24 protein-coding genes and 1 pseudogene are annotated in these 20,494 nt (G+C 72.5%); 15 read left to right on the top strand and 10 right to left on the bottom strand.

The genetic code is table 11. The annotated features are described in order from the left end of the window. The first annotated feature begins 55 nt into the window (after window positions 1-55). The gene (locus ACIBTU_RS23720; RefSeq protein ID WP_399128369.1) at window positions 56-301 is read left to right on the top strand and encodes a DUF2630 family protein; all 246 of its coding nucleotides are present in this window, start codon (window positions 56-58) and stop codon (window positions 299-301) included. Further along, window positions 298-705: a (4Fe-4S)-binding protein gene (locus ACIBTU_RS23725; RefSeq protein ID WP_399128371.1), complete on the top strand. Its 408-nt coding sequence runs from the start codon at window positions 298-300 to the stop codon at window positions 703-705. Before ACIBTU_RS23720 ends, ACIBTU_RS23725 begins: the two co-directional genes overlap by 4 nt. 72 nt (window positions 706-777) lie before the next feature. On the opposite strand, the gene ACIBTU_RS23730 is transcribed toward ACIBTU_RS23725, so the two are convergent. The 4 genes from ACIBTU_RS23730 to ACIBTU_RS23745 form a co-directional block, all read right to left on the bottom strand. Then, window positions 778-1,473 (bottom strand): HAD family hydrolase, encoded by a 696-nt coding sequence (locus ACIBTU_RS23730; protein ID WP_399128372.1) that lies wholly within the window; start codon window positions 1,471-1,473, stop codon window positions 778-780. A 32-nt stretch (window positions 1,474-1,505) separates the two neighbouring features. Continuing rightward, on the bottom strand, window positions 1,506-2,192 hold the full coding sequence (locus tag ACIBTU_RS23735; RefSeq protein WP_399128374.1) for a phosphatase PAP2 family protein: 687 nt from the start codon (window positions 2,190-2,192) through the stop codon (window positions 1,506-1,508). A 105-nt stretch (window positions 2,193-2,297) separates the two neighbouring features. Further along, window positions 2,298-3,233, bottom strand: a complete 936-nt coding sequence (locus ACIBTU_RS23740) for a M56 family metallopeptidase (RefSeq protein ID WP_399128375.1) — start codon at window positions 3,231-3,233, stop codon at window positions 2,298-2,300. An 88-nt stretch (window positions 3,234-3,321) separates the two neighbouring features. Beyond that, the gene (locus ACIBTU_RS23745) at window positions 3,322-3,879 is read right to left on the bottom strand and encodes a DUF5134 domain-containing protein (RefSeq protein ID WP_399128376.1); all 558 of its coding nucleotides are present in this window, start codon (window positions 3,877-3,879) and stop codon (window positions 3,322-3,324) included. Between the two features lie 129 nt (window positions 3,880-4,008). Between ACIBTU_RS23745 and ACIBTU_RS23750 the strand changes: the two genes are divergently transcribed. Together ACIBTU_RS23750 and ACIBTU_RS23755 are read left to right on the top strand one after the other, a co-directional pair. Then, the gene (locus tag ACIBTU_RS23750; RefSeq protein ID WP_399128377.1) at window positions 4,009-5,664 is read left to right on the top strand and encodes an FUSC family protein; all 1,656 of its coding nucleotides are present in this window, start codon (window positions 4,009-4,011) and stop codon (window positions 5,662-5,664) included. Further along, a complete protein-coding gene (locus tag ACIBTU_RS23755; protein ID WP_399128378.1) occupies window positions 5,661-6,203 on the top strand; it encodes a MarR family winged helix-turn-helix transcriptional regulator in 543 nt (180 codons plus the stop codon). Before ACIBTU_RS23750 ends, ACIBTU_RS23755 begins: the two co-directional genes overlap by 4 nt. A gap of 6 nt (window positions 6,204-6,209) precedes the next feature. Here ACIBTU_RS23755 and ACIBTU_RS23760 read toward each other — a convergent pair whose 3' ends face one another. Beyond that, window positions 6,210-7,649 (bottom strand): NAD(P)/FAD-dependent oxidoreductase, encoded by a 1,440-nt coding sequence (locus ACIBTU_RS23760; RefSeq protein ID WP_399128379.1) that lies wholly within the window; start codon window positions 7,647-7,649, stop codon window positions 6,210-6,212. Window positions 7,650-7,814: 165 nt separating this feature from the next. After that, window positions 7,815-8,207, bottom strand: coding sequence for a VOC family protein (locus ACIBTU_RS23765; protein WP_399128380.1), 393 nt, complete (start codon window positions 8,205-8,207; stop codon window positions 7,815-7,817). 91 nt (window positions 8,208-8,298) lie between these two features. Between ACIBTU_RS23765 and ACIBTU_RS23770 the strand changes: the two genes are divergently transcribed. Further along, on the top strand, window positions 8,299-8,850 hold the full coding sequence (locus ACIBTU_RS23770) for a GNAT family N-acetyltransferase (RefSeq protein ID WP_399128381.1): 552 nt from the start codon (window positions 8,299-8,301) through the stop codon (window positions 8,848-8,850). A 14-nt stretch (window positions 8,851-8,864) separates the two neighbouring features. Here the strand turns inward: ACIBTU_RS23770 and ACIBTU_RS23775 are convergent, their stop codons facing one another. The 3 genes from ACIBTU_RS23775 to ACIBTU_RS23785 all read right to left on the bottom strand — a co-directional run bounded on the left by ACIBTU_RS23775 (window position 8,865) and on the right by ACIBTU_RS23785 (window position 10,806). Beyond that, entirely contained in the window at window positions 8,865-9,548 is a 684-nt protein-coding gene (locus tag ACIBTU_RS23775; protein WP_399128382.1) for a glycerophosphodiester phosphodiesterase, read from the bottom strand. A 94-nt stretch (window positions 9,549-9,642) separates the two neighbouring features. Next, complete coding sequence (locus tag ACIBTU_RS23780; RefSeq protein ID WP_399128383.1) at window positions 9,643-10,227, bottom strand: PadR family transcriptional regulator; 585 nt, start codon at window positions 10,225-10,227, stop codon at window positions 9,643-9,645. Between the two features lie 45 nt (window positions 10,228-10,272). After that, window positions 10,273-10,806 carry an FABP family protein gene (locus tag ACIBTU_RS23785; protein WP_399128384.1) on the bottom strand — a complete coding sequence of 178 codons (534 nt, stop codon included), beginning with the start codon at window positions 10,804-10,806 and terminating at the stop codon, window positions 10,273-10,275. 152 nt (window positions 10,807-10,958) lie between these two features. Here ACIBTU_RS23785 and ACIBTU_RS23790 point away from each other — a divergent pair, with 152 nt between their 5' ends. The 7 genes from ACIBTU_RS23790 (at window position 10,959) to ACIBTU_RS23820 (ending at window position 18,181) form a co-directional block, all read left to right on the top strand. Beyond that, window positions 10,959-11,180, top strand: a complete 222-nt coding sequence (locus ACIBTU_RS23790) for a hypothetical protein (RefSeq protein WP_399128385.1) — start codon at window positions 10,959-10,961, stop codon at window positions 11,178-11,180. A 348-nt stretch (window positions 11,181-11,528) separates the two neighbouring features. Next, a complete protein-coding gene (locus tag ACIBTU_RS23795; protein ID WP_399128387.1) occupies window positions 11,529-12,665 on the top strand; it encodes an LLM class flavin-dependent oxidoreductase in 1,137 nt (378 codons plus the stop codon). 467 nt (window positions 12,666-13,132) lie between these two features. After that, on the top strand, window positions 13,133-14,140 hold the full coding sequence (locus ACIBTU_RS23800; protein ID WP_399128388.1) for an alpha/beta hydrolase fold domain-containing protein: 1,008 nt from the start codon (window positions 13,133-13,135) through the stop codon (window positions 14,138-14,140). Between the two features lie 81 nt (window positions 14,141-14,221). Beyond that, window positions 14,222-15,631 carry a DUF6421 family protein gene (locus ACIBTU_RS23805; RefSeq protein ID WP_399128389.1) on the top strand — a complete coding sequence of 470 codons (1,410 nt, stop codon included), beginning with the start codon at window positions 14,222-14,224 and terminating at the stop codon, window positions 15,629-15,631. Between the two features lie 38 nt (window positions 15,632-15,669). Beyond that, on the top strand, window positions 15,670-16,431 hold the full coding sequence (locus ACIBTU_RS23810) for an SDR family NAD(P)-dependent oxidoreductase (RefSeq protein ID WP_399128405.1): 762 nt from the start codon (window positions 15,670-15,672) through the stop codon (window positions 16,429-16,431). Then, a complete protein-coding gene (locus ACIBTU_RS23815) occupies window positions 16,428-17,498 on the top strand; it encodes a threonine aldolase family protein (RefSeq protein WP_399128390.1) in 1,071 nt (356 codons plus the stop codon). Before ACIBTU_RS23810 ends, ACIBTU_RS23815 begins: the two co-directional genes overlap by 4 nt. 83 nt (window positions 17,499-17,581) lie before the next feature. Continuing rightward, window positions 17,582-18,181, top strand: coding sequence for a transglutaminase domain-containing protein (locus ACIBTU_RS23820; RefSeq protein WP_399128391.1), 600 nt, complete (start codon window positions 17,582-17,584; stop codon window positions 18,179-18,181). A gap of 1 nt (window position 18,182) precedes the next feature. Here ACIBTU_RS23820 and ACIBTU_RS23825 read toward each other — a convergent pair whose 3' ends face one another. Beyond that, complete coding sequence (locus tag ACIBTU_RS23825; protein WP_399128392.1) at window positions 18,183-18,911, bottom strand: lysophospholipid acyltransferase family protein; 729 nt, start codon at window positions 18,909-18,911, stop codon at window positions 18,183-18,185. A 227-nt stretch (window positions 18,912-19,138) separates the two neighbouring features. On the opposite strand from ACIBTU_RS23825, the gene ACIBTU_RS23830 reads away from it, so the two are divergent. The 3 genes and pseudogenes from ACIBTU_RS23830 to ACIBTU_RS23840 all read left to right on the top strand — a co-directional run. Then, window positions 19,139-19,486 (top strand): TlpA family protein disulfide reductase, encoded by a 348-nt coding sequence (locus tag ACIBTU_RS23830; RefSeq protein WP_399128394.1) that lies wholly within the window; start codon window positions 19,139-19,141, stop codon window positions 19,484-19,486. Between the two features lie 188 nt (window positions 19,487-19,674). Next, window positions 19,675-20,181, top strand: a complete 507-nt coding sequence (locus tag ACIBTU_RS23835) for a flavin reductase family protein (RefSeq protein WP_399128395.1) — start codon at window positions 19,675-19,677, stop codon at window positions 20,179-20,181. A 230-nt stretch (window positions 20,182-20,411) separates the two neighbouring features. Further along, window positions 20,412-20,494, top strand: a pseudogene (locus ACIBTU_RS23840) (electron transfer flavoprotein subunit beta); the annotation flags it as partial.

Consider the following 20,494-nt stretch of genomic DNA (forward strand, 5'->3'; position numbering starts at 1 on the left):
AAGCTTCCTAGAGTGGCGAGGGGCGGGTTCCCGAGCACCCGAGGAGGCGTGCGACATGGATCAGCAGGAGATCCTCGGCCGGATCAGCACCATGGTCGACGACGAGAAGCGGCTGCGCGCCGCCCTGGCCGACGGGACCATCGACGCCGCCACCGAGCGCGAGCGCCTGGCCGACGTCGAGCGCGCGCTCGACCAGTGCTGGGACCTGCTGCGCCAGCGGCGGGCCAAGGCCGAGTTCGGCGAGGACCCCGACGACGCGCGCGTGCGCCCCTCGGCGGAGGTCGAGGGATACGAGTCGTGACCCGCAAGCCCTACCGCGGCAACCTGATCACGGTCAGCTTCGACGGGCAGCGCTGTCTGCACGCCGCCGAGTGCGTGCGCGGACTCCCACAGGTCTTCGACACGGCCGCGCGCCCGTGGATCCAGCCGGACGCGGCGCCCGCCGACGAGGTCGCGGCCGTCGTGCGCCGCTGCCCCTCCGGCGCGCTGCGCTACGAGCTTGTCGACGGGACCGTGGAGGTGCCGCCCGCCGCCACGACGGTCGAACGGGCCGCGGACGGCCGCCTCGTCCTCCGCGGCGACCTGCGCGTCCGCGCCGCCGACGGGTCCGAGACCGCCGAGGTGCGGGCCACCCTGTGCGGCTGCGGCCGCAGTGCGAACCAGCCGTACTGCGACCACTCCGGAGTCTGCGGCGACGGTCACTGACCGCCGCGGCCGGGCCGGGCCATCGGAGCAGATCAGATCAGATCAGATCAGATCAGATCAGATCAGATCAGATCAGATCAGGTCGAGGATCGGGCGCAGGCCGTCCGGGCGCTCGTCGGCCGGCAGATGGTCCACGAAGTACGTCGTGCAGCCCACCGCCGCCGCGCCGCCGTCGGCCTTCCGGTCGTCCCCGACCATCAGCGCGTCGCCCGCCGCGACCCCGAGCGCCTCGAGCGCCGCCGTGAACAGCCGCGGGTCCGGCTTCGTCACCCCGTGCCGGTACGAGAGGACGTACGTGTCGACGTACGGGTCCAGGCCGTGCGCGGCGAAGACCGGGCGCGGGTCCCAGCCGATGTTGCTGACCACGGCGACCGGCACCCCGCGCTCCCGGAGCGCCGCGAGGACCGGCAGCGCGTCCGGGTAGGGCCGCCAGGCGTCGGGGGTCATGTGGCGGTCGTACAGGAGGTCGTAGAGCCGGTCGTCGGGCAGCGGCACCTCGCGGGCCAGGCCCGTGAACGCGGCGCGGTGCCGCGTGGCGTCCACGTCGCGGGCGGCGACGAGTCCGGCGAGGTGCTCGGGGACGCGGACGGGGTGGGTGACGCCGCCGGGCTGTGCGCCGATCTCGGCCAGGGCGGCCACCGCCTCCTCGAACTCGGCGGCGGGCAGCTCCAGTTCGAGCGCGTCGAGCGCGGCCCGCAGCCATGACGCGGTCGGTTCGGCCCGGAAGAGGGTGCCGGAGAAGTCGATGAGCACGGCTTTGATCGTCATGCGGGCGATCCTGCGGGCCGGTGGACGCGCGGTCAAGGGCGGCCCCGGCGCGCGCTCCGGGCGTCGTACGTGATGGTCGACAGCGCCACCGTGAGCGCCCCGAGCAGCCAGCCGCCCAGTACGTCGGACGGCCAGTGCACCCCGAGCCAGATCCGGGTCAGGCCCACACCGAGCACGGAGACGACGGTGACGGCGAGCGCGGCCCGGTACAGGGTGACGGGCGCGTCGTGGCGGCGGAACAGCCACAGGACCAGTCCGAGGACGACCGTCGCCGTCATCGCGTGCCCGGACGGATAGGCGGCGTAGTGCGCGGAGTCCACCGGGTCCGGCCACACCGGGCGCGGCCGGTCCACCGCCGTCTTGAGGACCTGCTGGAGCAGCGTGCCGGCCGCGCAGGTCACCGCCGCCCAGACGGCGAGGACCGCCGCGCGCAGCCGCACCAGCAGATACAGGACGACCAGCGAGCACAGCAGGCGCATCGTCCACGGGTCCCACACCCAGTCGGTCAGGATCCGGTTGGCGTGCGTGAGCCCCGGGTCGGCGACCGCCGCGCGGTGCAGGGAGCGGGCGACGTCCTCGTCCGCGTCCATGAGCGGGTCCCAGCGCACCGCCACGAGCACCAGCAGCACGGCGTTCGCGAGCGTCAGCGCGGCCAGGGTCCACAGCGCGGGGCGGGAGGCGCGAGGCCGGTGCGGGGAGTCGAGCCGTGCCGGGTGCATGGGGAAGATCCTCGCCCATGGGGCTGTGCGCGGACCGTAAAGGTGCGGGCGGACGCGGCGCGAGTCGAGCCCGGAGCGGCTGGGGCCTCTCGTTCGGATCAGGCCCTAGCCGAGCGCGCGCAGCCCCGGGACGAACGCCACCAGGAGCGGGACCAGCGGGATCAGCGCGGCGGCGGCCGTCAGGCGCAGGCGGTGGACCGGGCTGAGCCGGGACTGCGGGGCCAGCAGCCGGTGCACACGCAGCGGGACGTGCGCCTGCGGGGTGGGACAGGGGCCGAACACCCCGCGGTCCTCGTTCAGTTCGACCAGCGCGAGCGCGATCGTCAGCCGGCCGAAGCGACGGGACGCCACGTCGTCCGCGGCCAGTTCGACCAGGTGGTGCATCTGGTCGCGGAACGAGGCGAACACCCCGACCTGCGGGAAGCCCGAGGCCAGCGCGCCCGAGCAGTGCAGCAGCCAGTCGTGCCGCCAGCGGGCGTGGCCCGTCTCGTGCGCCAGCACCGCGTCCAGCTGATGCCCCTTCAGGCGACGCAGCGCCGCCGTGGTGATGACCAGTTGAGGGGCCGGCCCGGGGAGCCACCAGGCGTCGGGGCGCTCGGCCTCCAGGAGTACGAGGCGCTCCGCGCCGGGCTCCTCGCCGGGCAACAGCGGGGCACGGACGAGTAGTTCGGCCCTGCGCTGTCTGCGGCGGGACCGCGCTCGGCGCACCTCCCGCACCAGCATCGCCGCCGTCCACACCCCGCCGAGCGCGAGGGTCACGGCGACGGTCGCGGCCCAGGGGCCGGGGGCGCGCAGCGCGTACGCCTCCACGACGCCGTGCGGTGCGGGGGCGAAGAGCCGGCCGCGCACGGCCTGCCAGGCGGAGGCCGCGCTCAGCGTCATGGACAGGGCGCAGCACAGGAGGACGGCCGCCACGACGCACTGCCACACCCACAGCGCGACGATCGGCTCCCGCTCCGTCCAGTCGGCGCGGGCGAGCAGCCGCGGGGCGACGACAGCGACAAAGGCGCCGAGCAGCAACAGCGCTACGGGGACCGTCATGCCCGTCAGACTATGAGGCGCGGGCTACCCGGCGGTACGGTCCGGCGCGCCAAGTGACGTAGGACACGGTTTCGTTCACCGTGTCGCGTCACATGGTGAACAGCATCGCGAGCATGCCGATCGCCATGGACAGGCGGCAGGCCCGCGCCAGTTCGGGACGCCGGCCCCAGGCGAGCGTCACCGTGCCGGGCGCCCCGGCGGTCGTGGTGGCCGGGACCAGGCGCAGTCCGGCCCACAGGACGTATCCGGTGAAGTAGACGAGGAGCGTGGCGGTGAGTGCGGGGGAGCCCGTGCCGCCGGTGTGGTGGGCGTGGGCCGCGGGACGGGCCGCCATCGCGAGCGACATGTAGGCCATGGCGGACGTGCCGATCAGATGGTGGAGGTGGTGGTCGGTGCGGCGGGCGGCCCACAGGGCGCGCAGCGCGGCCGCGCCGAACACCGTCGCGTAGCCCAGCCAGGCCCAGCGCGGCGGGGTCAGCACCGCCGCCGGGACGGCCATCAGCGCCATCCCGAACCCCATGAGCGCCTCGGCGCCCGCCGTGCGGCGCTCGTCCTGGTCCCCGCCGCGTCTGCGCAGCAGGCAGTAGGCGCCGGTCGCCGCGCACAGCGCGACGAGCAGCCATGCGGCCGACTGCGGTCCGTGCACCTCGGTCCCCCTCGTCCGTCGGCTGTGTGCCGGGTCTCCTGGGGGATGCCCGGGTCGCCGGGCGCGTATGGCGGCGCAGGGAAGCATTCACAGGTGTTTTACTAGTGAAACATCTGTTAAGGTTTTTGTATGAGCAGCACTCCCACGACCTCACGCGTCCCCTCCGTCCGGCCTCTCCCGCTGGCCGGGCTGCTGCGGCCCAGGAAGCCCGTGGACATCTGGTTCAAGCCCGCGACCAGCGCCGCCGTCTCGGCCGCCGTGCCGAACCTGACGCTGCTCGCCCTGGGCCGGCTCGACCTCGTGATGTACACGATGGCGGGCTCGCTCTGCGCCCTGTACGGGCACAACCTCCCCTACGCGGCCCGAGCCCGCGCCCTCGCCTGGGTGGTCGGCGGGATGTTCGCGGGCGTCGCCGTCGCGCTCGTCGCCGCCTCGGCCACCTCGTCCGCCGTGATCCTCGTCGCCGTGGGGGCCCTGCTCGCCGCCGCTCAGAAGGTGCTCTGCGACGCGACCGGGATCGGCTCGCCCGGAAACCTGATCTTCACGTTCATCAGCTCCGCCATGCTGTTCACGCCCCAGACCCTCGGTGAGGTGCCGGGACACCTCGCGCTGATGCTCGGCGCCGGCGCGATCACCTGGCTCGTCGGCATGGCCCCCGCGCTCGTGCGGCCCCACGGGCCCGAGCGCCGGGCGACCGCGCGGGCCCTGCACGCGGCCGCCTCCTACACCGAGCGCCCCGAGCACACCGCCGGGCGCGGCGCCGCCGCCGCGGCCGTGCACGCCGCCTGGCAGTCGCTGCTCGCCACGGGGGAGCGCAGCGAGGCCCGCCGGGCCCTGGAGCGCCTCGTCGTCCGCGCCGAACTGGCCATCGCCGCACCCCGCGACACGGACGCAGCACTGCTGCGCGGCTGGGCCGAGGGGCTGCGCGGCGCGGGCGCCGTTCCGCGGCCCGCACGGGTCCCGGGCCTCGACGACGAACTGCTCGGCGTCGAGGCCGAGACGGAGAGCGGCCGGCCGTCGCTGTGGCGGCGGATCGGGCCGGGCTCGGCGCTGGTGCCGATCGGGCTGCGCACGTTCCTGGGCTGCGCGCTCGCCGGGTACGCCTCCCTCGCGCTCGGCATCGGACGCCCGTACTGGGCGCTGGTCACCGCGGCCTCGATCTACCAGGCCAACGTGACACTGACCTGGAACCGCGGCGTCCAGCGCGTCGTGGGGAACGTGGGCGGAGTCCTGGTGTTCGCCGCCATCGCGCCGCTCGCCCACACGAGCAAGGCCGCGCTGGTCGTGACCTGTCTCGTCCTCATCTTCGGCGCCGAGGCGCTGATGAGCCGGAACTACTGGCTGGGCTGTCTGTCCGTGACGCCCATGGCGCTGCTCGTCACCGAGTTCACCCGGCTCCAGGGGACCGGACAGCTGATCACCGAGCGGATCGTCGACACGCTGGTCGGCGCGCTCCTCGGCATCGTCGCCGCCCTCGTCGTCACGAACCGGCGGGCCGGCGACCACATCGAGCGGGCCCTGAGCGCCGCCGAGGAGGCCCGCGCCACGGCCGAGCGCACACTGGCGCTCGACACGCCCGGATCCGCCGCGCTGGAGACCGCACGGCGGACCCTCGCCGCGACCCTCGTCGCGTTGCGCGCCGCGGCCGACACCGCGGCCGGAGAATGGTGGCAGCGGGCCCTGCCGGAGGAGCGGGTGCTCGCCGTGGAACAGAGCGGGCATCGTACGCTCGCTGCGGTCGTCCGACGTGCGGCCGCAGAGGAAGGTGTGGGCAGGCGAGGATGAGTGTGCAGCGTGGTGCGGACGGGGTTCCCTTTGACACCGTGTCGTCGGTGGTGCGGCAGTGGCAGGACGTACGTCCCGATGTCGACACCGCGCCGATGGAGATCATCGGCCGGATCAACCGGTGCGCCGCGCTGCTGCAGCAGGCCGAGGACGCCCCGCTGCGCGACGCGGGACTGACCCGTCCCGAGTTCGACCTGCTCGGCACCCTGCGCCGGACCGGCCGCGAGCTGACACCGGGCGACCTCGCACGCGAGACGTTCTCCTCCGGGGCCGCCGTCACCAAACGCCTGAAGTCCCTCCAGGAACGCGGACTCGTGACCCGGCGCGGCGACACCCGCGACCGCCGGGTCGCCCACCTGAGCCTGACCGACGAGGGCCGCGCCGTCGTGGACGCCGTCCTGCCGCGCCAGCTCGCTTACGAGGCATCGGTGCTCAGCGGCCTGGCCGACGGCCGTGACACCGAACTCGCCGGTCTCCTGGGCGCACTGCTCTCCCAGCTCGAAGGCCGCCTGGGCGGGGGCCTCACCCCCCGCGCCTGACCGGGACTACCGCGCCTCGCTCGCCGGAAGGTCCGGCTTCTGCGGGGACATCGAGCGGTCCTTGAGCTGGTCCGTCACCGCCGCGTGGATCTCCTCCGGGGACAGATACGCGTCCGTCATCTCGAAGTCCTTCAGCGTCGCGGGGCGGTTGCGCTGGAAGCCCGTGCGCACGAAGTCGTCGCCCGCGACCGCGTTCAGGCCCCAGTTCGCCGCCGTACGGAAACGGGCCGGGCCCGTGCGCAGGGCCGCCAGGTGGTAGCCGCGCGCCACGATCTGCGCGGGCAGGCCGGTCAGCTGCACGCCCATCGGCTTCGACACCGCCTGGATGCCACCGAGGTCGACGACCAGGCCCAGGTCCTTGTGGCGGTACGGGGTCAGCGGGGTGCCGCGCACGGCCGCGAGGACGTTGCGCGCAGCCGCCCAGCCCTGACGCATCGCGTGCTGGGCCGTCGGCGGGCAGATCGCGTCGCCGCCCTTCACGATGTCCGGGACCGCCGCCGCGTCGCCGAGCGCGAAGATGCCGTCGAGACCGGGGACCGTCAGCTCGGGCGTGACGACGAGCCGGCCCCGGTTCGTCTCGGCGCCCAGCGTCGCGATCAGCGGGCTCGGCGCGACACCGGCGGTCCAGATGAGGGTGTGGCAGGGCAGTTCGCGGCCGTCGGTGAGCGTCACCGTGTCCGCCGTGACCTTCGCGACGGACACCCCGAGCGAAATGTGCAGACCGCGCTTCTGCAGGATCTCCATGGCCTTGTCGCCGAGCCGCTCGCCGAGCTCCGGCATCAGCTTCGGCGCCACGTCGACCAGGTGCCACTTGATCTGCCGCGGGTCCAGACCCTGGTACCGCTTCACCGCCGCCGTGGTCAGCCGCTGGAGGTACGCGGCCGTCTCCGTCCCCGCGTATCCGCCGCCCACCACCACGAACTGTAGCCGCGCCTCCCGCTCCGCCGGGTCCGAGCTGGCCGCCGCGAGGTCGAGCTGGGCGATCACGTGGTCGCGGATCCAGGCCGCCTCGGCGAGCGTCTTCACGCCGACCGCGTACTCGTCGATGCCCGGGATGTCGAACTGCCGGGTCACACTGCCCGGCGTCAGCACGAGATGGTCGTAGCGCTCCACGATCGTCTCGCCGTTGATCTTCCGGACGACGACGGCCTTGGCCTCCGGGTCCACCCCGACCGCGCCCCCGGGGATGATCGAGGCACGCCGCACCATCCGGCGCAGCGGCACCGCGACGGACTGCGGGGTGAGGACACCGGACGCGACGTGCGGCAGCAGCGGCAGATACAGCTGGTGGTCGGTGGGGCTGATGAGCTTGAGCACCGCCTCGCCGGGCTCGAGCTCCTTCTCCAGCTTGTGCGCGCACTCCATCCCGGCGAACCCGCCGCCGACGATCAGGATCCGCGGCACGGTCGACTTGCGGGGAGCTTTGGTGTTCCGGGGAGCGGTCATCTCGGCTCTCTCCTGGGCTGAGCGGGGCGGACGGGGACATGGGTCCGCGCCGGTCACGGTTCTCCCGATCGGCACGGATCAATCCCCGGACTCAGCGACATCCTGTGCCCTCACCGGCCGGCTCGCATGTCAAATGCGCCAATTCGCGCCCCGGCGCGCCGGGCCTCAGATGCCGGGCCGGTACCGGATCGGATGGTCCGCCGGGACCTCGACGAGCACGAGCTCGTGGCCGTCCGGATCGGCGATCCACATCTCGACCAGCCCCCAGGGCTCCTTCACCGGCTCCCGCAGCACGCGCACCCCGCGCGCCGCCAGCTCCTCGTGCGCCGCCCGCACGTCCGCCACCTGGAGCCACAGCCGCACCGGCTGCGCCACCGGCTCCGCGGCCCGCCCCGACACTTCGAGGAATCCGCCGCCGAGGAAGTACACCGTGCCCCGCTCGGGCCCGGTGCCGAACTCGCGGTACACGCCGAGGCCCAGCAACTCACCGTAGAAGACGCGCGACCGCTCGGGGTCGACGGGCCGCAGCAGCACCCGGCTGCTCAGTACATGAACCATGCCGACGCAGCGTAGTGCGCGCGCGTTAGGCTCGACGGCGCCCACGGGCCCGCCCGCCCCGGAGCCCCGTACGAGATCGGAGAGCCGTCCCATGACCGTCGCCCCCACCTCCGCCACCGGTGACCTGGTCTTCCGTGACGCCACGGAGGCCGACACCGAGGCGCTCGTCGCGCTGATCGAGTCCGCCTACCGCGGCGACTCCAGCCGGGTGGGCTGGACCACCGAGGCGGACATCCTCGAAGGGCAGCGGACCGACCCGCAGGGCGTCCTCGACGTCATCGAGGGGGAGGGGAGCCGGCTGCTCGTCGTCGAGCGGGACGGCGCGCTCGTCGCCTGCTGCCAGCTGGAGCACCGCGGCCCGCACGCCTACTTCGGCATGTTCGCGGTCAGCCCGGCGCTCCAGGGCGCGGGACTCGGCAAGGTGATCATCGCGGAGGCCGAGCGGTCGGCGCGCGAGAGCTGGGGCGTCACCGAGATGCACATGACGGTGATCTCCGTGCGGGAGGAACTGATCGCCTGGTACGAGCGCCGCGGCTACCGCCGTACGGGGGAGCTGAGCCCCTTCCCGTACGGCGACGAGCGCTTCGGCGTGCCGCAGCGGGCCGACCTGCAGTTCGAGCTGCTGGTCAAGCCGCTGGTCTGAGCCCGCCCCGGGGCCTATGCGGTGAAGCGGCCCGTGCGCTTGATCTCCGGGTAGTCCGTCGTGGCGCCGTCGAGGCCGAGCGCGCGGACCAGGCGCAGGTCGTCCTGCGTGTTCACGACCCAGCCGATGATCCGCAGGTCCGCCTTGCGGGCGTGCTCCACGATCTCCTGGGTGAGCCGCCGGATGTTGAGGACGAGCGTGCCCGCGCCCACCGCCACGGCCCGCTCCACCACGTCCGTGCCGTACCGGCTGGCCACCAGCGCGGTGCGCACGCCCGGGACGAGGCGGGCGATCTCCGCGACGGCCTCGTCGTGGAACGAGATCACCTCGACGCGGTGGACCAGGTCGCGGCGGTGCATCACCTCGGCGAGCGCGCGGGCCGCCGCCGTGTCCTTGATCTCGGCCTGCAGCGGCGCGCTCACCGCGTCCAGGACCTCTTCGAAGACGGGGATGCGTTCGCCGCGTCCCGCGTCGAAGGCGCGCAGCTCGTCGAGGGTGTACCCGGCGATCGGGCCGCTGCCGTCGGTCGTGCGGTCGACGTCCGCGTCGTGCATGACGACGAGCGCGCCGTCCTTGCTGAGGTGCAGGTCGAGTTCGATCAGGTCGAGCCCCGCCCGCTCGGCGGCGACGAAGGAACGGAGCGTGTTCTCGGGTTCGACACCCATGACTCCGCGATGGCCGATGGTGAGGAAGTTCAAGGTGGTCTCGCTTCCGTCGACGGTGACACGCCGCCGCACGCCGGCGACAGCCCTCGCAGCCTAGCCGCCGCCGCCCGCGCGGGAGCCGGACGCGTCAAGGTGCGGCGCGCGCAGGGTGTTCGGGCGGAGTGAGCGCGGCCAGGTCCGCGAGCATCGCCCGGGACAGCTCGATCTCGGCCTCCAGACGGCGTTCGCCCCAGCGCAGGGCGATCTGCGGGTGGGCCCACGCCTCGACGCCGTCCGCCCGCGCGAGCGCGTCCCGCACCTCCTTCAACTCGCCCTCGGTGCGCGCCACGTGCTCCCGCACGAGGGTCTCCAGGCGCTCCGGCGTGGCCAGATGCCCGAGCCACACGCGCAGGACCACCGGATGGCGCAGAGCCACCGGATCGACCTCGTGCTCGCCGTCCGCCCAGGCGGCGAGCGCGGCCCGGCCCTGCTCGGTGATCGCGTAGGACCGCTTCGTACGGGGCTCCTGCGGACCCGAGCGCCGCGAGGTCACATGGCCGAGCTCCTCCAGGCGCCGCAGCTCCGCGTAGATCTGGCTGAAGGCCGGGGCGCCGTAGAAGAACCGCAGGGACGCGTCCGCCCACTTCTTCAGCTCGTACCCGGTCCGCTCACCGGGGAAGGAGAGCAGCCCGAGGACGGCCCAGGCGGTCGGCGGCAGCGGCGTGGTCGGCATGCGTCCGCATTGAAGGTGACCGGGGGAGTAGACGCAAGAGGCCCGCTACGCGGCGTCGACCCGGTGCAGCAGCGCCGACAGGTGGTGCTGCAGCGGCTGCCCCACCGCCGCGAGGTCGTGCGCGAACGCGAGCGCGCCGGAGTCGGTCAGGGTGTAGCGCCGCCGGGTCGCCTCGACGTGCTTCGCGGTGGGGGTCAGCGCGACCTGCTGCGCCGTCAGATCGACGGTGCCGTCGGCCGCGTATCCGACCGCGACCTCGGCGATCCCGGTCGGCTGCGTGATCAGTGCCTCGATGCGGCCGTCCGGCTGCAGCCGCCACCAGCCGCTCTCCCGCGCCGCCGGCCGCACCGGCCCGCCCTCCCCGTCGGTGATCCAGGCCCGCGCCGTCACCTGCAGGAACGGCCGCCCGTCATGACTGAAGGTGACCTCCTGCCCGTACGTGAACCCGCTCTCCAGCGTCGGATACTCCCCGGCGCCCCGGCCCCGCCAGGTCCCGAGCAGCCCGAGCACGGGCGCGAGCAGCGGGTGGGGTTCGGGTGACGCGTCGGCGTAGGGGTACGAGGGCGCGGGGTCGGTCACGGGCACTCCTGAGGTTCTTGCGGTGCGAGGGGCCAGCCTAGGGCGTGAGGGAGGGAGCGGGGTGCCCCGGGAGGGTGGCGGCGGCGCGGGGTGCGGTGCCGCGCCCGAAATCCGATGGCGCTCGCGCGGGGCCCGTTCCTAGGGTCGGCGGCATGGCGAACCATCGGGCCGAACCGGAGCACCTCACCACGGAGATGGCGCGGCAGATCCGTGCCTGGCGGGTGGACGGGGAGTACACCTGGCGGGCCGTGGCCCAGGCCGCGACCGAGCGCTGGGGGTCCGCGTACGGCAGCAACCAGCTCTACGGCCAGGACCTCTGCGAGGCGGCCGCTCGGCTGCTGGGTGAGAACCCCGCACAGGAACCCTGGAACTGACGAAGCCGTCCGCCCGGAATCCCCCGTGGGCGGACGGCTCGCGTCCGGTGTCCAGAGATCAGGGTCGGAGCAGGCGACATGGTGCTCTACCGACTGAGCTACGCCGACCCGAAGTCGACGACGGGACTCGAACCCGCGACAACCCGTTCCCAAAACGAAGTAGCCCGCTCCTGCGCACCTGGACGCCGTCACCGTAATCGCGCGACGGACCGGTCCGCACCCGAATTTCCGCCGCGCCTCTTCCCAAGTATGACTGGCCGTCATGTAACGACTCGTCATATACCGGGCTGTCGGCGTGCGACAGCCCCCGTCGTCCGAGGAAGACCGGACCGAACCCCGGGAGGGGACGTGAAGTTCTCCGTCATCTTCGAGGCCCAGCTCGCCGACCCCACGGTCGAGCGCGAGCACCAGCTCTTCCACGACTGCGTCGAACAGGCCGTCCTCGCCGAGGAGATGGGTTTCGACCGCGTCTGGGCGGTCGAGCACCACTCCCTCAAGTGGTACGCCCACATGTCCGCGCCCGAGATCTTCCTGACCTGGGTCGCCGCCCGCACCTCCCGCATCCGCATCGGGCACGGCGTCGTCTGCATGCCGTTCCGGTTCAACCATCCGGCCCGCGTCGCCGAACGCGCCGCCACCCTCGACCTGCTCTCCGGCGGACGCCTCGACCTCGGCGCCGGGCGCGGCGGCACCGAGCAGGAGACCAGCCTGTGCGGCGTCGACAAGGAGCGCACCACGCAGGAGGTCGAGGAGGCCCTGCGGATCATCGGCAAGGCCTGGGAGAAGGACGAGCTGGAGCACCACGGCCCGCTCCTCGACATCGACCCGCACCCGATCCTGCCCCGTCCCGCGCAGACCCCGCACCCCCCGCTCTTCCTCGCCTGCAGCCGCGCCGAGACCCTGCGCCAGGCCGCCGAACTCGGCGTCGGCGCCCTCGTGATGGGCTTCGCGGGCCCGGAGTCGATCGCCGAGATGCGCACGGCCTACGACGCGGCGATCGCGGCCCGGGGCCCCGAGCGCCTCGTCTCCTCCGTCGTCAACGACCACTTCTCGGTGCTGTGCCCGACCATCGTCCTGGACGACCGCGAGACGGCCCGCGCCGTCGGCATCCGGGGCCAGCGGTTCTTCGCCCAGTCCATCGGGCACTGGTACGGCGGCGCCGGAGTCCCCGACGAGGCCGTCGTCGAGGGCACCGACGAGGCCGCGGCGATGCGCGAGGCGGCCGAGCAGGTCGTGGCCCGGCTGCACGAACAGCGGATCCCGGTCCGCCCCACGGCCACCGCCACTTTCAACGCCGACCACGCCTACGGCACCGCCGAGGACGCCATCGCCTACGTGCAACGCCTGATCGACGCGGGCGCCGACGAGATCATGTGCCTCATCCAGATGGGCACGGTCCCGCAGGAGGCGTGCCTGGAGACCCTCCGCCAGTGGGGCGAGAAGGTCATCCCGCACTTCAGGGACACCGAGCGCCCATCTTCCTGACGTGAGACGGGCGACAGTGCCGCAGCGAAGGTCGAATGCATGGCGCGTCCGGCGGTGTTGTCGACGTGCCGGGCGCGGGGATCTGCGCGAGAAGCCCCACCGGCCGGCACCCGGCGACGATCCCGGGACCCTGTGGCGGCGGCGTTGTAGCCGACCGGCCCGCCGCACCGCGCGTCCGGCGGTGTTGTCGACGTGCCGGGGCGGAGGCGCCCCGCCAGGGGCGCGGGGAACTGCGCGAGAAGCCCCACCCGGCGGCACCCGGCGACGATCCCCGGACCCTATGGCGGCGGCGCTGTAGCCCAAGCGCCCCACCGCATCGCGCACCCGGCGAAGACCCGCAACCCCCTCGGCGGCGCCCCGAGACGCGCACGGGGCTTCCTCATGCAGTCCCGGCGGGCCACAGTCACCCCGAGCACTCCCCGTCCACCCGCCACCCCACCACTCCACCACTCACCCGGAGCCGCCCCATGACCGCCATGAACGCCGACGCCCCCGACCGGCTCGACCCCGGGGCCCGGCCGCTGGTCGACGCCATCGCCGCCTTCTTCCCCGACGTGGGCGGCGCGGTGACCGACGCCGTCGAGGCCCGCCGGATCCTCGCCGCGACCCCGCCGTCCCCGCTCCCCGTCCCCGACGTGGGCGGGGTCGAGGACCGGGAGATACCGGGGCCGCCGGGCGCCCCGCCGATCCCGGTCCGGATCTACGTTCCGGAAGGCAGCGAACAGACGCGCCCGCTCGTCGTGTTCTTCCACGGCGGCGGCTGGGTCCTGTGCGGGCTCGACAGTCACGACGGCACGGCCCGCGCACTGTGCGCCGACGCCGGGGCCGTCGTCGTCTCGGTCGACTACCGGCTCGCCCCGGAGTCCCCGTTCCCGGCCGCCGTCCACGACGCGTACGCCGCCGTGCGCTGGGCGGCGGACCACGCGACGGACCTCGGCGCGGACCCGGACACGCTGACCGTCGCGGGGGACAGCGCGGGCGGGAACCTCGCCGCCGTCGTCTCCCAGATCGCCCGCGACGAGGGCGGCCCGCACATCGCCCGGCAGATCCTCGTCTACCCCGCGACCGACGCCCGCGGCCGCTCCGGCTCGTACGCGGACAACGCCTCGGGGTACTTCCTCACCACCGCCGCCTGCGCCTGGTTCCGCGAGCAGTACCTCGGCCCCGACGGCGATCCGGCCCATCCGCGCGTCTCGCCGCTGCTCGCCGAGGACCTCTCCGGGCTGCCGCCCGCCCATGTCGTCACGGCCGGCTGCGACCCGCTGTGCGACGAGGGGCGGGCCTACGCGTCGGCGCTGCGCGAGGCCGGGGTGGAGGTCGGCGAGAGCCACTTTCCGGCCATGTTCCACGGGTTCTACGGCTTTCCCCAGCTCCTCGAAGACGCCCGCGCGGCTCACTCCGCTGTGACAGAGGTCATCGTTTCGACCCTCTCCGACAGGAAAAACAGCGGTGCCACTGGGGGTAGCGCAGGATAATTTCCACTGGCTCCCCTTGCTCGGAAGAACCTCGCATGCATACGGTGTCCATACGCGAGGTTCTCCCGTGGAGGATGGGACATGACGGAAATTCTTGTGCAGGCGGCTATGGAGGGGAACGTTCCTCCGGCCGGTTCGGGTGGCGGCAGGGTGGTGGAGCACCCGGCATGGCCCGTGCTCAAGGACGCCGTGGAGGAGATCAGGACCTGGCAGAACAAGGACGGGTCCATAGCCTTCGACGCGGAGGGCGCCCCGGCGAAGGCCGTCGCCGAGCAGGCGGTGGACCGGGTCGTGGCCGCCGTCGAGCAGCTGGCCCCGCTGGTGCCGCACGACGCCGAGTACCACAAGGCGCTCGTGGCCGACCTGCGCCGCTGGGCCGAGGACGGCTTCCAGGTCCCGGACTTCCTGGACTCGCTGCTGGCCTTCCAGCCGGCCGCGCAGCGCCGCGACGGGCTCCAGCACCTGGTGCTCTTCCCGATGTACACGCAGAACGGCAACCTGGACCGCAACCTGGAAGCCGTCGTGCTCCGCATGGTGTGGCCCGACTGGCTGGCCGAGCTCGAGGCCACCCGCTACGACAACCCGCTGTTCTGCGGCATCACCTTCGAGGACTTCACGTCCGGGTACGACACGCACTCGGCCGTCCTCTTCCCGGAGACGATCGCTGTGCGCGAGGCGCCCGAGCGCTTCTCCTGGGGCGGCATCTTCTGCGACCGCGAGGCGGCCCGCTTCCGCCGCGTCACCGAGGCCGCCGTGGACACCCTCGGGCTCGAACTGCCCGAGGACATCCGCGAGATGGTCGGCGACCAGGCGCGCTGCGAGCAGGCGTTCGTGCTGTGGGACATGGTCCACGACCGCACGCACAGCCACGGCGACCTGCCCTTCGACCCGTTCATGATCAAGCAGCGCCAGCCGTTCTGGATGTACGGCCTCGAAGAGCTGCGCTGCGACCTCACCGCCTTCAAGGAGGCCGTGAAGCTGGAGTCCGAGGGCAACGCGCACGGCCGTGACGTCCAGTACGCCGTGCTCTTCGACCGGATGTTCCGCTTCCCGGTCTCCGGCGACCGCAACCGCAACTACGACGGTCTCGGCGGCCAGCTCCTCTTCGCGTACCTGCACAAGCACGACGTGGTGCGCTGGACGGACAACAAGCTGCACATCGACTGGCAGCGGGCCCCCGAGGTCACCAACCAGCTGTGCGCCGAGATCGAGAAGCTGTACCGCGACGGCATCGACCGCCCGAAGCTGGTCCACTGGTTCGCCGCGTACGACCTGGTCTCGACGTACCTCGCGCCGCACCCGGGCTCCCGCTGGGCCAAGGGTCCCGACGCCCTGGACCTGACGCAGCCGCCGCGCAAGCTGGTCGACGACGTGCTTCCCGACGAGTTTCCGCTCAGCATGTTCTATGAGGCGCTCTCCAAGAAGCTCAAGACCGTGATCGCGTCCACCAAGGGCATCACGGCGGCGAGCGCGGAGAAGGTGGCCGCGTGAGCCACGCCGAGAACACGGGAACCCAGGAGGCGGAAGCCATGTCCGACACCCACACGACCGGGAACGTGCTGGACGGTGCCGTGATCGCGGTGGCCGGAGCGGCGGGCCCCGCCGGGCGGGCGACCCTGAAGCGGCTCGCGGAGGCCGGCGCCACCGTCATCGGCGCCGACGCGAACGCGGAGCGGCTCGCGGAGGCGGTCGACGAGGCGCGCTACGCGCACGGCGGCGCCACCGTCATCGGTGACACCGTGGACCTCCTGGACCTGCACGCGACACGCGACTGGGCGAACCGCGTGGAGAAGGACTTCGGCCGGGTCGACGGCGTCGTCCACCTCGTCGGCGGCTGGCGCGGCAGCGCCTCCTTCGCCGAGACCGACCTCGCCGACTGGGACCTTCTCGAGAAGCTTCTGATCCGCACGGTGCAGCACACCTCGCTGGCCTTCTACGACGCGCTCACCCGCAGTGACCGCGGCCGTTACCTGCTGATCAGCGCCGCCGGCGCGTCCAAGCCGACCGCGGGCAACGCGGCGTACTCGGCCTCCAAGGCCGCCGCCGAGGCGTGGACCCTCGCCATGGGCGACGCCTTCCGCAAGGCGGGGGGCGACGCGGGCCCGCAGCAGGCTGCTGCGATCCTGGTGGTCAAGGCGCTGGTGCACGACGCGATGCGCGCCGAACGCCCCAACGCGAAGTTCGCGGGCTTCACGGACGTCAAGGAGCTGGCCGAGGCCATCACCGGGGTCTGGGACCGGCCCGCCGCCGATCTGAACGGGACCCGTCTGTGGCTGACCGAGAAGCCGTGAACCCTCCGAAGACCGACGCCCGCAGGCACCACGACCCCACGATCCGGGGCTTCGCGAGTGACAACTACGCGGGAGCCCACCCGGAGGTGATGGCGGCCCTCGCCCTCGCCAATGGCGGTCACCAGGTCGCGTACGGCGAGGACGACTACACGGACCATCTCCAGCAGATCATCCGCAGCCACTTCGGCCCCACGGCCGAGGCGTTCCCCGTCTTCAACGGCACGGGTGCCAACGTCGTCGCGCTCCAGGCGGTCACCGACCGCTGGGGCGCGGTGATCTGCGCCGAGTCCGCGCACATCAACGTGGACGAGGGCGGCGCCCCGGAGCGGATGGGCGGCCTCAAGCTGCTCACCGTCCCGACGCCCGACGGCAAGCTCACCCCCGAGCTGATCGACCGTCAGGCGTTCGGCTGGGACGACGAGCACCGCGCGATGCCGCAGGTCGTCTCGATCACGCAGTCCACCGAACTGGGCACGCTGTACACGCCCGAGGAGATCCGCGCGATCGTCGAGCACGTCCACCGCCACGGCATGCGGGTGCACCTCGACGGCTCGCGGATAGCCAACGCGGCCGCGTCCCTGGACGTCCCGATGCGGACGTTCACGAACGCGGTCGGTGTCGACATCCTGTCGCTCGGCGGCACCAAGAACGGCGCGCTGTTCGGCGAGGCCGTCGTCGTCCTCAACCAGGACGCGGTGCGCCAGATGAAGCACCTGCGCAAGATGTCGATGCAGCTCGCCTCGAAGATGCGCTTCGTGTCGGTGCAGCTGGAGGCGCTGCTCGCCAAGGACCTGTGGCTGCGCAACGCCCGGCACGCCAACGAGATGGCCCAGCGCCTCGCCGAGGGCGTCCGCGCCGTGCACGGCGTCGAGATCCTCTACCCCGTGCAGGCCAACGGTGTGTTCGCGCGGCTCCCGCACGACGTCTCCGAGCGCCTGATGAAGAAGTACCGCTTCTACTTCTGGGACGAGGCCGCCGGCGACGTGCGCTGGATGTGTGCCTTCGACACCCGCGAGGAGGACGTGGACGGCTTCGTCGCGGCCCTCAAGGAGGAGATGGCGCGCTAGACGGCCATCGCTCGCTGCATAGATATGCGGCCGACCGTAAAGTCATTGACTGACGGTCGGCCGCGTTCCTATGCTCGCGTGCCATGCAGCTGATCCAGCAGAATCCCGAACTGTCGGCGTACCTGGCGGCCGACGACGCGATCGACCACGGGCATCCGCTCGTCCGCGAGACGGCCGCCCGTCTCGCGAGCGGCGCCGACGATTCCTACGCGTACGCCCGCGCGGCCTACGAGTTCGTGCGCGACGCCATCCCGCACTCGGCCGACAGCGGCGATCTCCGGGTCACCTGGCGCGCCTCCGACGTGCTCGCGCAGGGCACCGGGATCTGTCACGCGAAGGCCCACGCGCTGGCCGCCCTGCTGCGCGCCGAGGACATCCCCGCGGCGCTCTGCTACCAGCGGCTGACGCACGACGCCGGGACCGGCTGGTGCGTCCACGGTCTGGTCGCCGTACGGTTCCACGGCGCCTGGCACCGCCAGGACGTGCGGGGGAACGTGGGCGGGATCGACGCCCGGTTCTCGCTGGAGGAGGAGCGGCTGGCGTTCCTGCCCGACGCGGCGGCAGGGGAGCTCGACTATCCGGGGCTCTACGACGCGCCGCACCCGGTCGTGCTCGACGTGATGCGCGGCGCGCCGGACCGCCCCCACCTCTGGGAGCACCTGCCCGACGCGCTGCCGGCCTGACTCAGCCCGCCTCGGCGGCCTTGATCTGCTCGGGGGTCGGCGCCGTGCCACCCAGGTGCGCCGGCATCCACCACGTGTCGTCGGCGCCCTTGGGGCGGACCGGGTAGGCGCGCTGCGCGGCCTCGAGCAGCTCCTGCACGCGGTCGCGCAGGCGACGGCTGATCGCGCCCGCGTACTGGTCCTTCGGCGCCTCGATGGCCTCGCCCACCCGGATCGTGACCGGGATGTGCTGCCGCTTGAAGTTGCGCGGACGGCCCTTCGTCCAGATCCGCTGCGTGCCCCACAGCGCCATCGGGATCAGCGGCACACCGGCCTCCTGTGCCAGGCGCACGGCACCGGTCTTGAAGCTCTTCAGCGTGAAGGACTGCGAGATCGTCGCTTCCGGGAAGACGCCCACGACCTCGCCGGAGCGCAGCGACGCGAGCGCGTGCTGGAACGCGTGCTCACCCTGCGAGCGGTCCACGGGGATGTGCTTCATGCTCCGCATCAGCGGACCGGAGACCTTGTGCCGGAACACCGACTCCTTGGCCATGAAACGGACCAGGCGCTTCTGTGGCAGCGCCGCCAGGCCGTCGAAGACGAAGTCCAGGTAGCCGATGTGATTGCTGACCAGGACGGCGCCGCCCGAGCGCGGAATGTTCTCCGAGCCCTGGCAGTCGATCTTCAGGTCGAGCGCCTTGAACAGTGTTTTGGCGACGCCGATGACCGGACGGTAGACGAGCTCTGCCATGGAGGGGGTGGACCCTTCTGATTGCCTGGGGAATCCGCTTCCTGGTGGAGGCGTTCCCGGCCGTAAGTTACGCAGCCGTAGGTTTTCCGGCTTGCGCAGATCGTGCCCCATGAACGGCCGGGTGACCAGTCCTGGTTCCTGCGCCACGCGAGATCCTTGTCACGTGAGCGGGAATCAGCAGAGACGATTGTGCGCTGCACACAGGGACGTGGGTGAAGGAGGGCGGCGTGGCCGCAGGTGAAGTGAGGTTGGGCGCCGAGCAGTTGGCGACGCCACTGGGGGAGCGGGCCACGCTGGTCCAGTTCTCCAGCGCGTTCTGCGCGCCGTGCCGGGCCACCCGGCGGGTACTAGCCGAGGTCGCGGCCATGGTCCCGGGTGTCTCGCACATCGAGATCGACGCGGAGGACCGGCTCGACCTCGTACGGGCCGTCGGCGTCCTCAAGACGCCCACCGTGCTGGTCCTCGACGCGGGCGGACGCGAGGTCCGCCGGGCGGCGGGGCAGCCGCGCAAGGCCGACGTCATCGCGGCGCTCGGCGCCGCGGTCGCCCCCGTGACGCCTCCTTCGCGCACGTGACGCTGCTCCCAGATGACGGAACGCACTTGACTGCATGCGTCACGCATCGTCAGTCTGACCTCATGTTCTGGGAACTCCTTCTCTTCGAGCGGGTCCACGTCGACCTGGCGAGGTGCTCCAGCGCGCGCTGTCCCGGCTCCTGACGCAGCCACGGACCCCGCTCGCACCTCCAGCAGAAGGACAATTCCATGACGGCCTCGCCCGATCTGCGCACCGCTCTCCCCGCCACGCCCGATCTGCTCCGCTCCGTCTTCCGGCAGCACGCCGCCGGCGTCGCGGTGATCACGGCGGCCGGTGCCGCACCCGTGGGCTTCACCGCCACCTCGCTCACCTCGGTCTCCGCCACGCCCCCGGTGATCTCGTTCGGCATCGGCCTGGGCGCCTCCAGCTGGCCCACCGTCGCCGAGTCCGAGTACGTGGGCGTGCACATACTCGGCGACCACCAGGCCGACCTCGCCGGCACCTTCGCCAGGAGCGGCGCCGACCGCTTCGGCGAGCCCACCCGCTGGTTCGAGGGCCCGCACGGGGTGCCGGTCCTCGAAGGCGTCCTCGCCTGGCTCGTCTGCAAGGTCATCGCGCGCGTGCCCGCCGGCGACCACCGCATCGTCCTCGCCGAGGCGGTCTGCGGGGACCCGGCCGGAGCCGGCCGCCCGCTCCTCTACCACCAGGGTCGCTTCAACGGTCTGCGCGACTGAGAGTTCCCGGTCCGCGCGACTACGGAGCGTTGGGCATGTCACACCGCAAAGCGCTTGCTTAGTGAGCCGTCTGCGGATGTACTACTGGTGAGTAATATTTCGTTCGGAGCGCGGGCCGCCCCGACCGGAAGAGTCCGCTTCAGGCGCCTATGCTGCCTGCAAGAAGGCGAAGTCAGCCGCAGGCAGCTGGGGTGCGCCCAGTACAAGACGATTGCAGTAGGAGAGCCGGCGTGAGCTTGAGGATCGTTGTCACCGTGAAGTACGTGCCGGACGCGACCGGTGACCGGCATTTCGCTGATGACCTGACCGTGGA

Source organism: Streptomyces sp. NPDC050145 (assembly GCF_044460245.1).
Lineage (GTDB): Bacteria > Actinomycetota > Actinomycetes > Streptomycetales > Streptomycetaceae > Streptomyces.

Coding starts and splice junctions, on each gene's coding strand:
- ACIBTU_RS23720 (WP_399128369.1), top strand. CDS start 56: ATGGATCAGCAGGAGATCCTCGGCCGGATCAGCACCATGGTCGACGAC.
- ACIBTU_RS23730 (WP_399128372.1), bottom strand. CDS start 1,473: ATGACGATCAAAGCCGTGCTCATCGACTTCTCCGGCACCCTCTTCCGG.
- ACIBTU_RS23735 (WP_399128374.1), bottom strand. CDS start 2,192: ATGCACCCGGCACGGCTCGACTCCCCGCACCGGCCTCGCGCCTCCCGC.
- ACIBTU_RS23740 (WP_399128375.1), bottom strand. CDS start 3,233: ATGACGGTCCCCGTAGCGCTGTTGCTGCTCGGCGCCTTTGTCGCTGTC.
- ACIBTU_RS23750 (WP_399128377.1), top strand. CDS start 4,009: ATGAGCAGCACTCCCACGACCTCACGCGTCCCCTCCGTCCGGCCTCTC.
- ACIBTU_RS23755 (WP_399128378.1), top strand. CDS start 5,661: ATGAGTGTGCAGCGTGGTGCGGACGGGGTTCCCTTTGACACCGTGTCG.
- ACIBTU_RS23760 (WP_399128379.1), bottom strand. CDS start 7,649: ATGACCGCTCCCCGGAACACCAAAGCTCCCCGCAAGTCGACCGTGCCG.
- ACIBTU_RS23765 (WP_399128380.1), bottom strand. CDS start 8,207: ATGGTTCATGTACTGAGCAGCCGGGTGCTGCTGCGGCCCGTCGACCCC.
- ACIBTU_RS23770 (WP_399128381.1), top strand. CDS start 8,299: ATGACCGTCGCCCCCACCTCCGCCACCGGTGACCTGGTCTTCCGTGAC.
- ACIBTU_RS23780 (WP_399128383.1), bottom strand. CDS start 10,227: ATGCCGACCACGCCGCTGCCGCCGACCGCCTGGGCCGTCCTCGGGCTG.
- ACIBTU_RS23790 (WP_399128385.1), top strand. CDS start 10,959: ATGGCGAACCATCGGGCCGAACCGGAGCACCTCACCACGGAGATGGCG.
- ACIBTU_RS23800 (WP_399128388.1), top strand. CDS start 13,133: ATGACCGCCATGAACGCCGACGCCCCCGACCGGCTCGACCCCGGGGCC.
- ACIBTU_RS23805 (WP_399128389.1), top strand. CDS start 14,222: ATGACGGAAATTCTTGTGCAGGCGGCTATGGAGGGGAACGTTCCTCCG.
- ACIBTU_RS23810 (WP_399128405.1), top strand. CDS start 15,670: ATGTCCGACACCCACACGACCGGGAACGTGCTGGACGGTGCCGTGATC.
- ACIBTU_RS23820 (WP_399128391.1), top strand. CDS start 17,582: ATGCAGCTGATCCAGCAGAATCCCGAACTGTCGGCGTACCTGGCGGCC.
- ACIBTU_RS23825 (WP_399128392.1), bottom strand. CDS start 18,911: ATGGCAGAGCTCGTCTACCGTCCGGTCATCGGCGTCGCCAAAACACTG.
- ACIBTU_RS23835 (WP_399128395.1), top strand. CDS start 19,675: ATGACGGCCTCGCCCGATCTGCGCACCGCTCTCCCCGCCACGCCCGAT.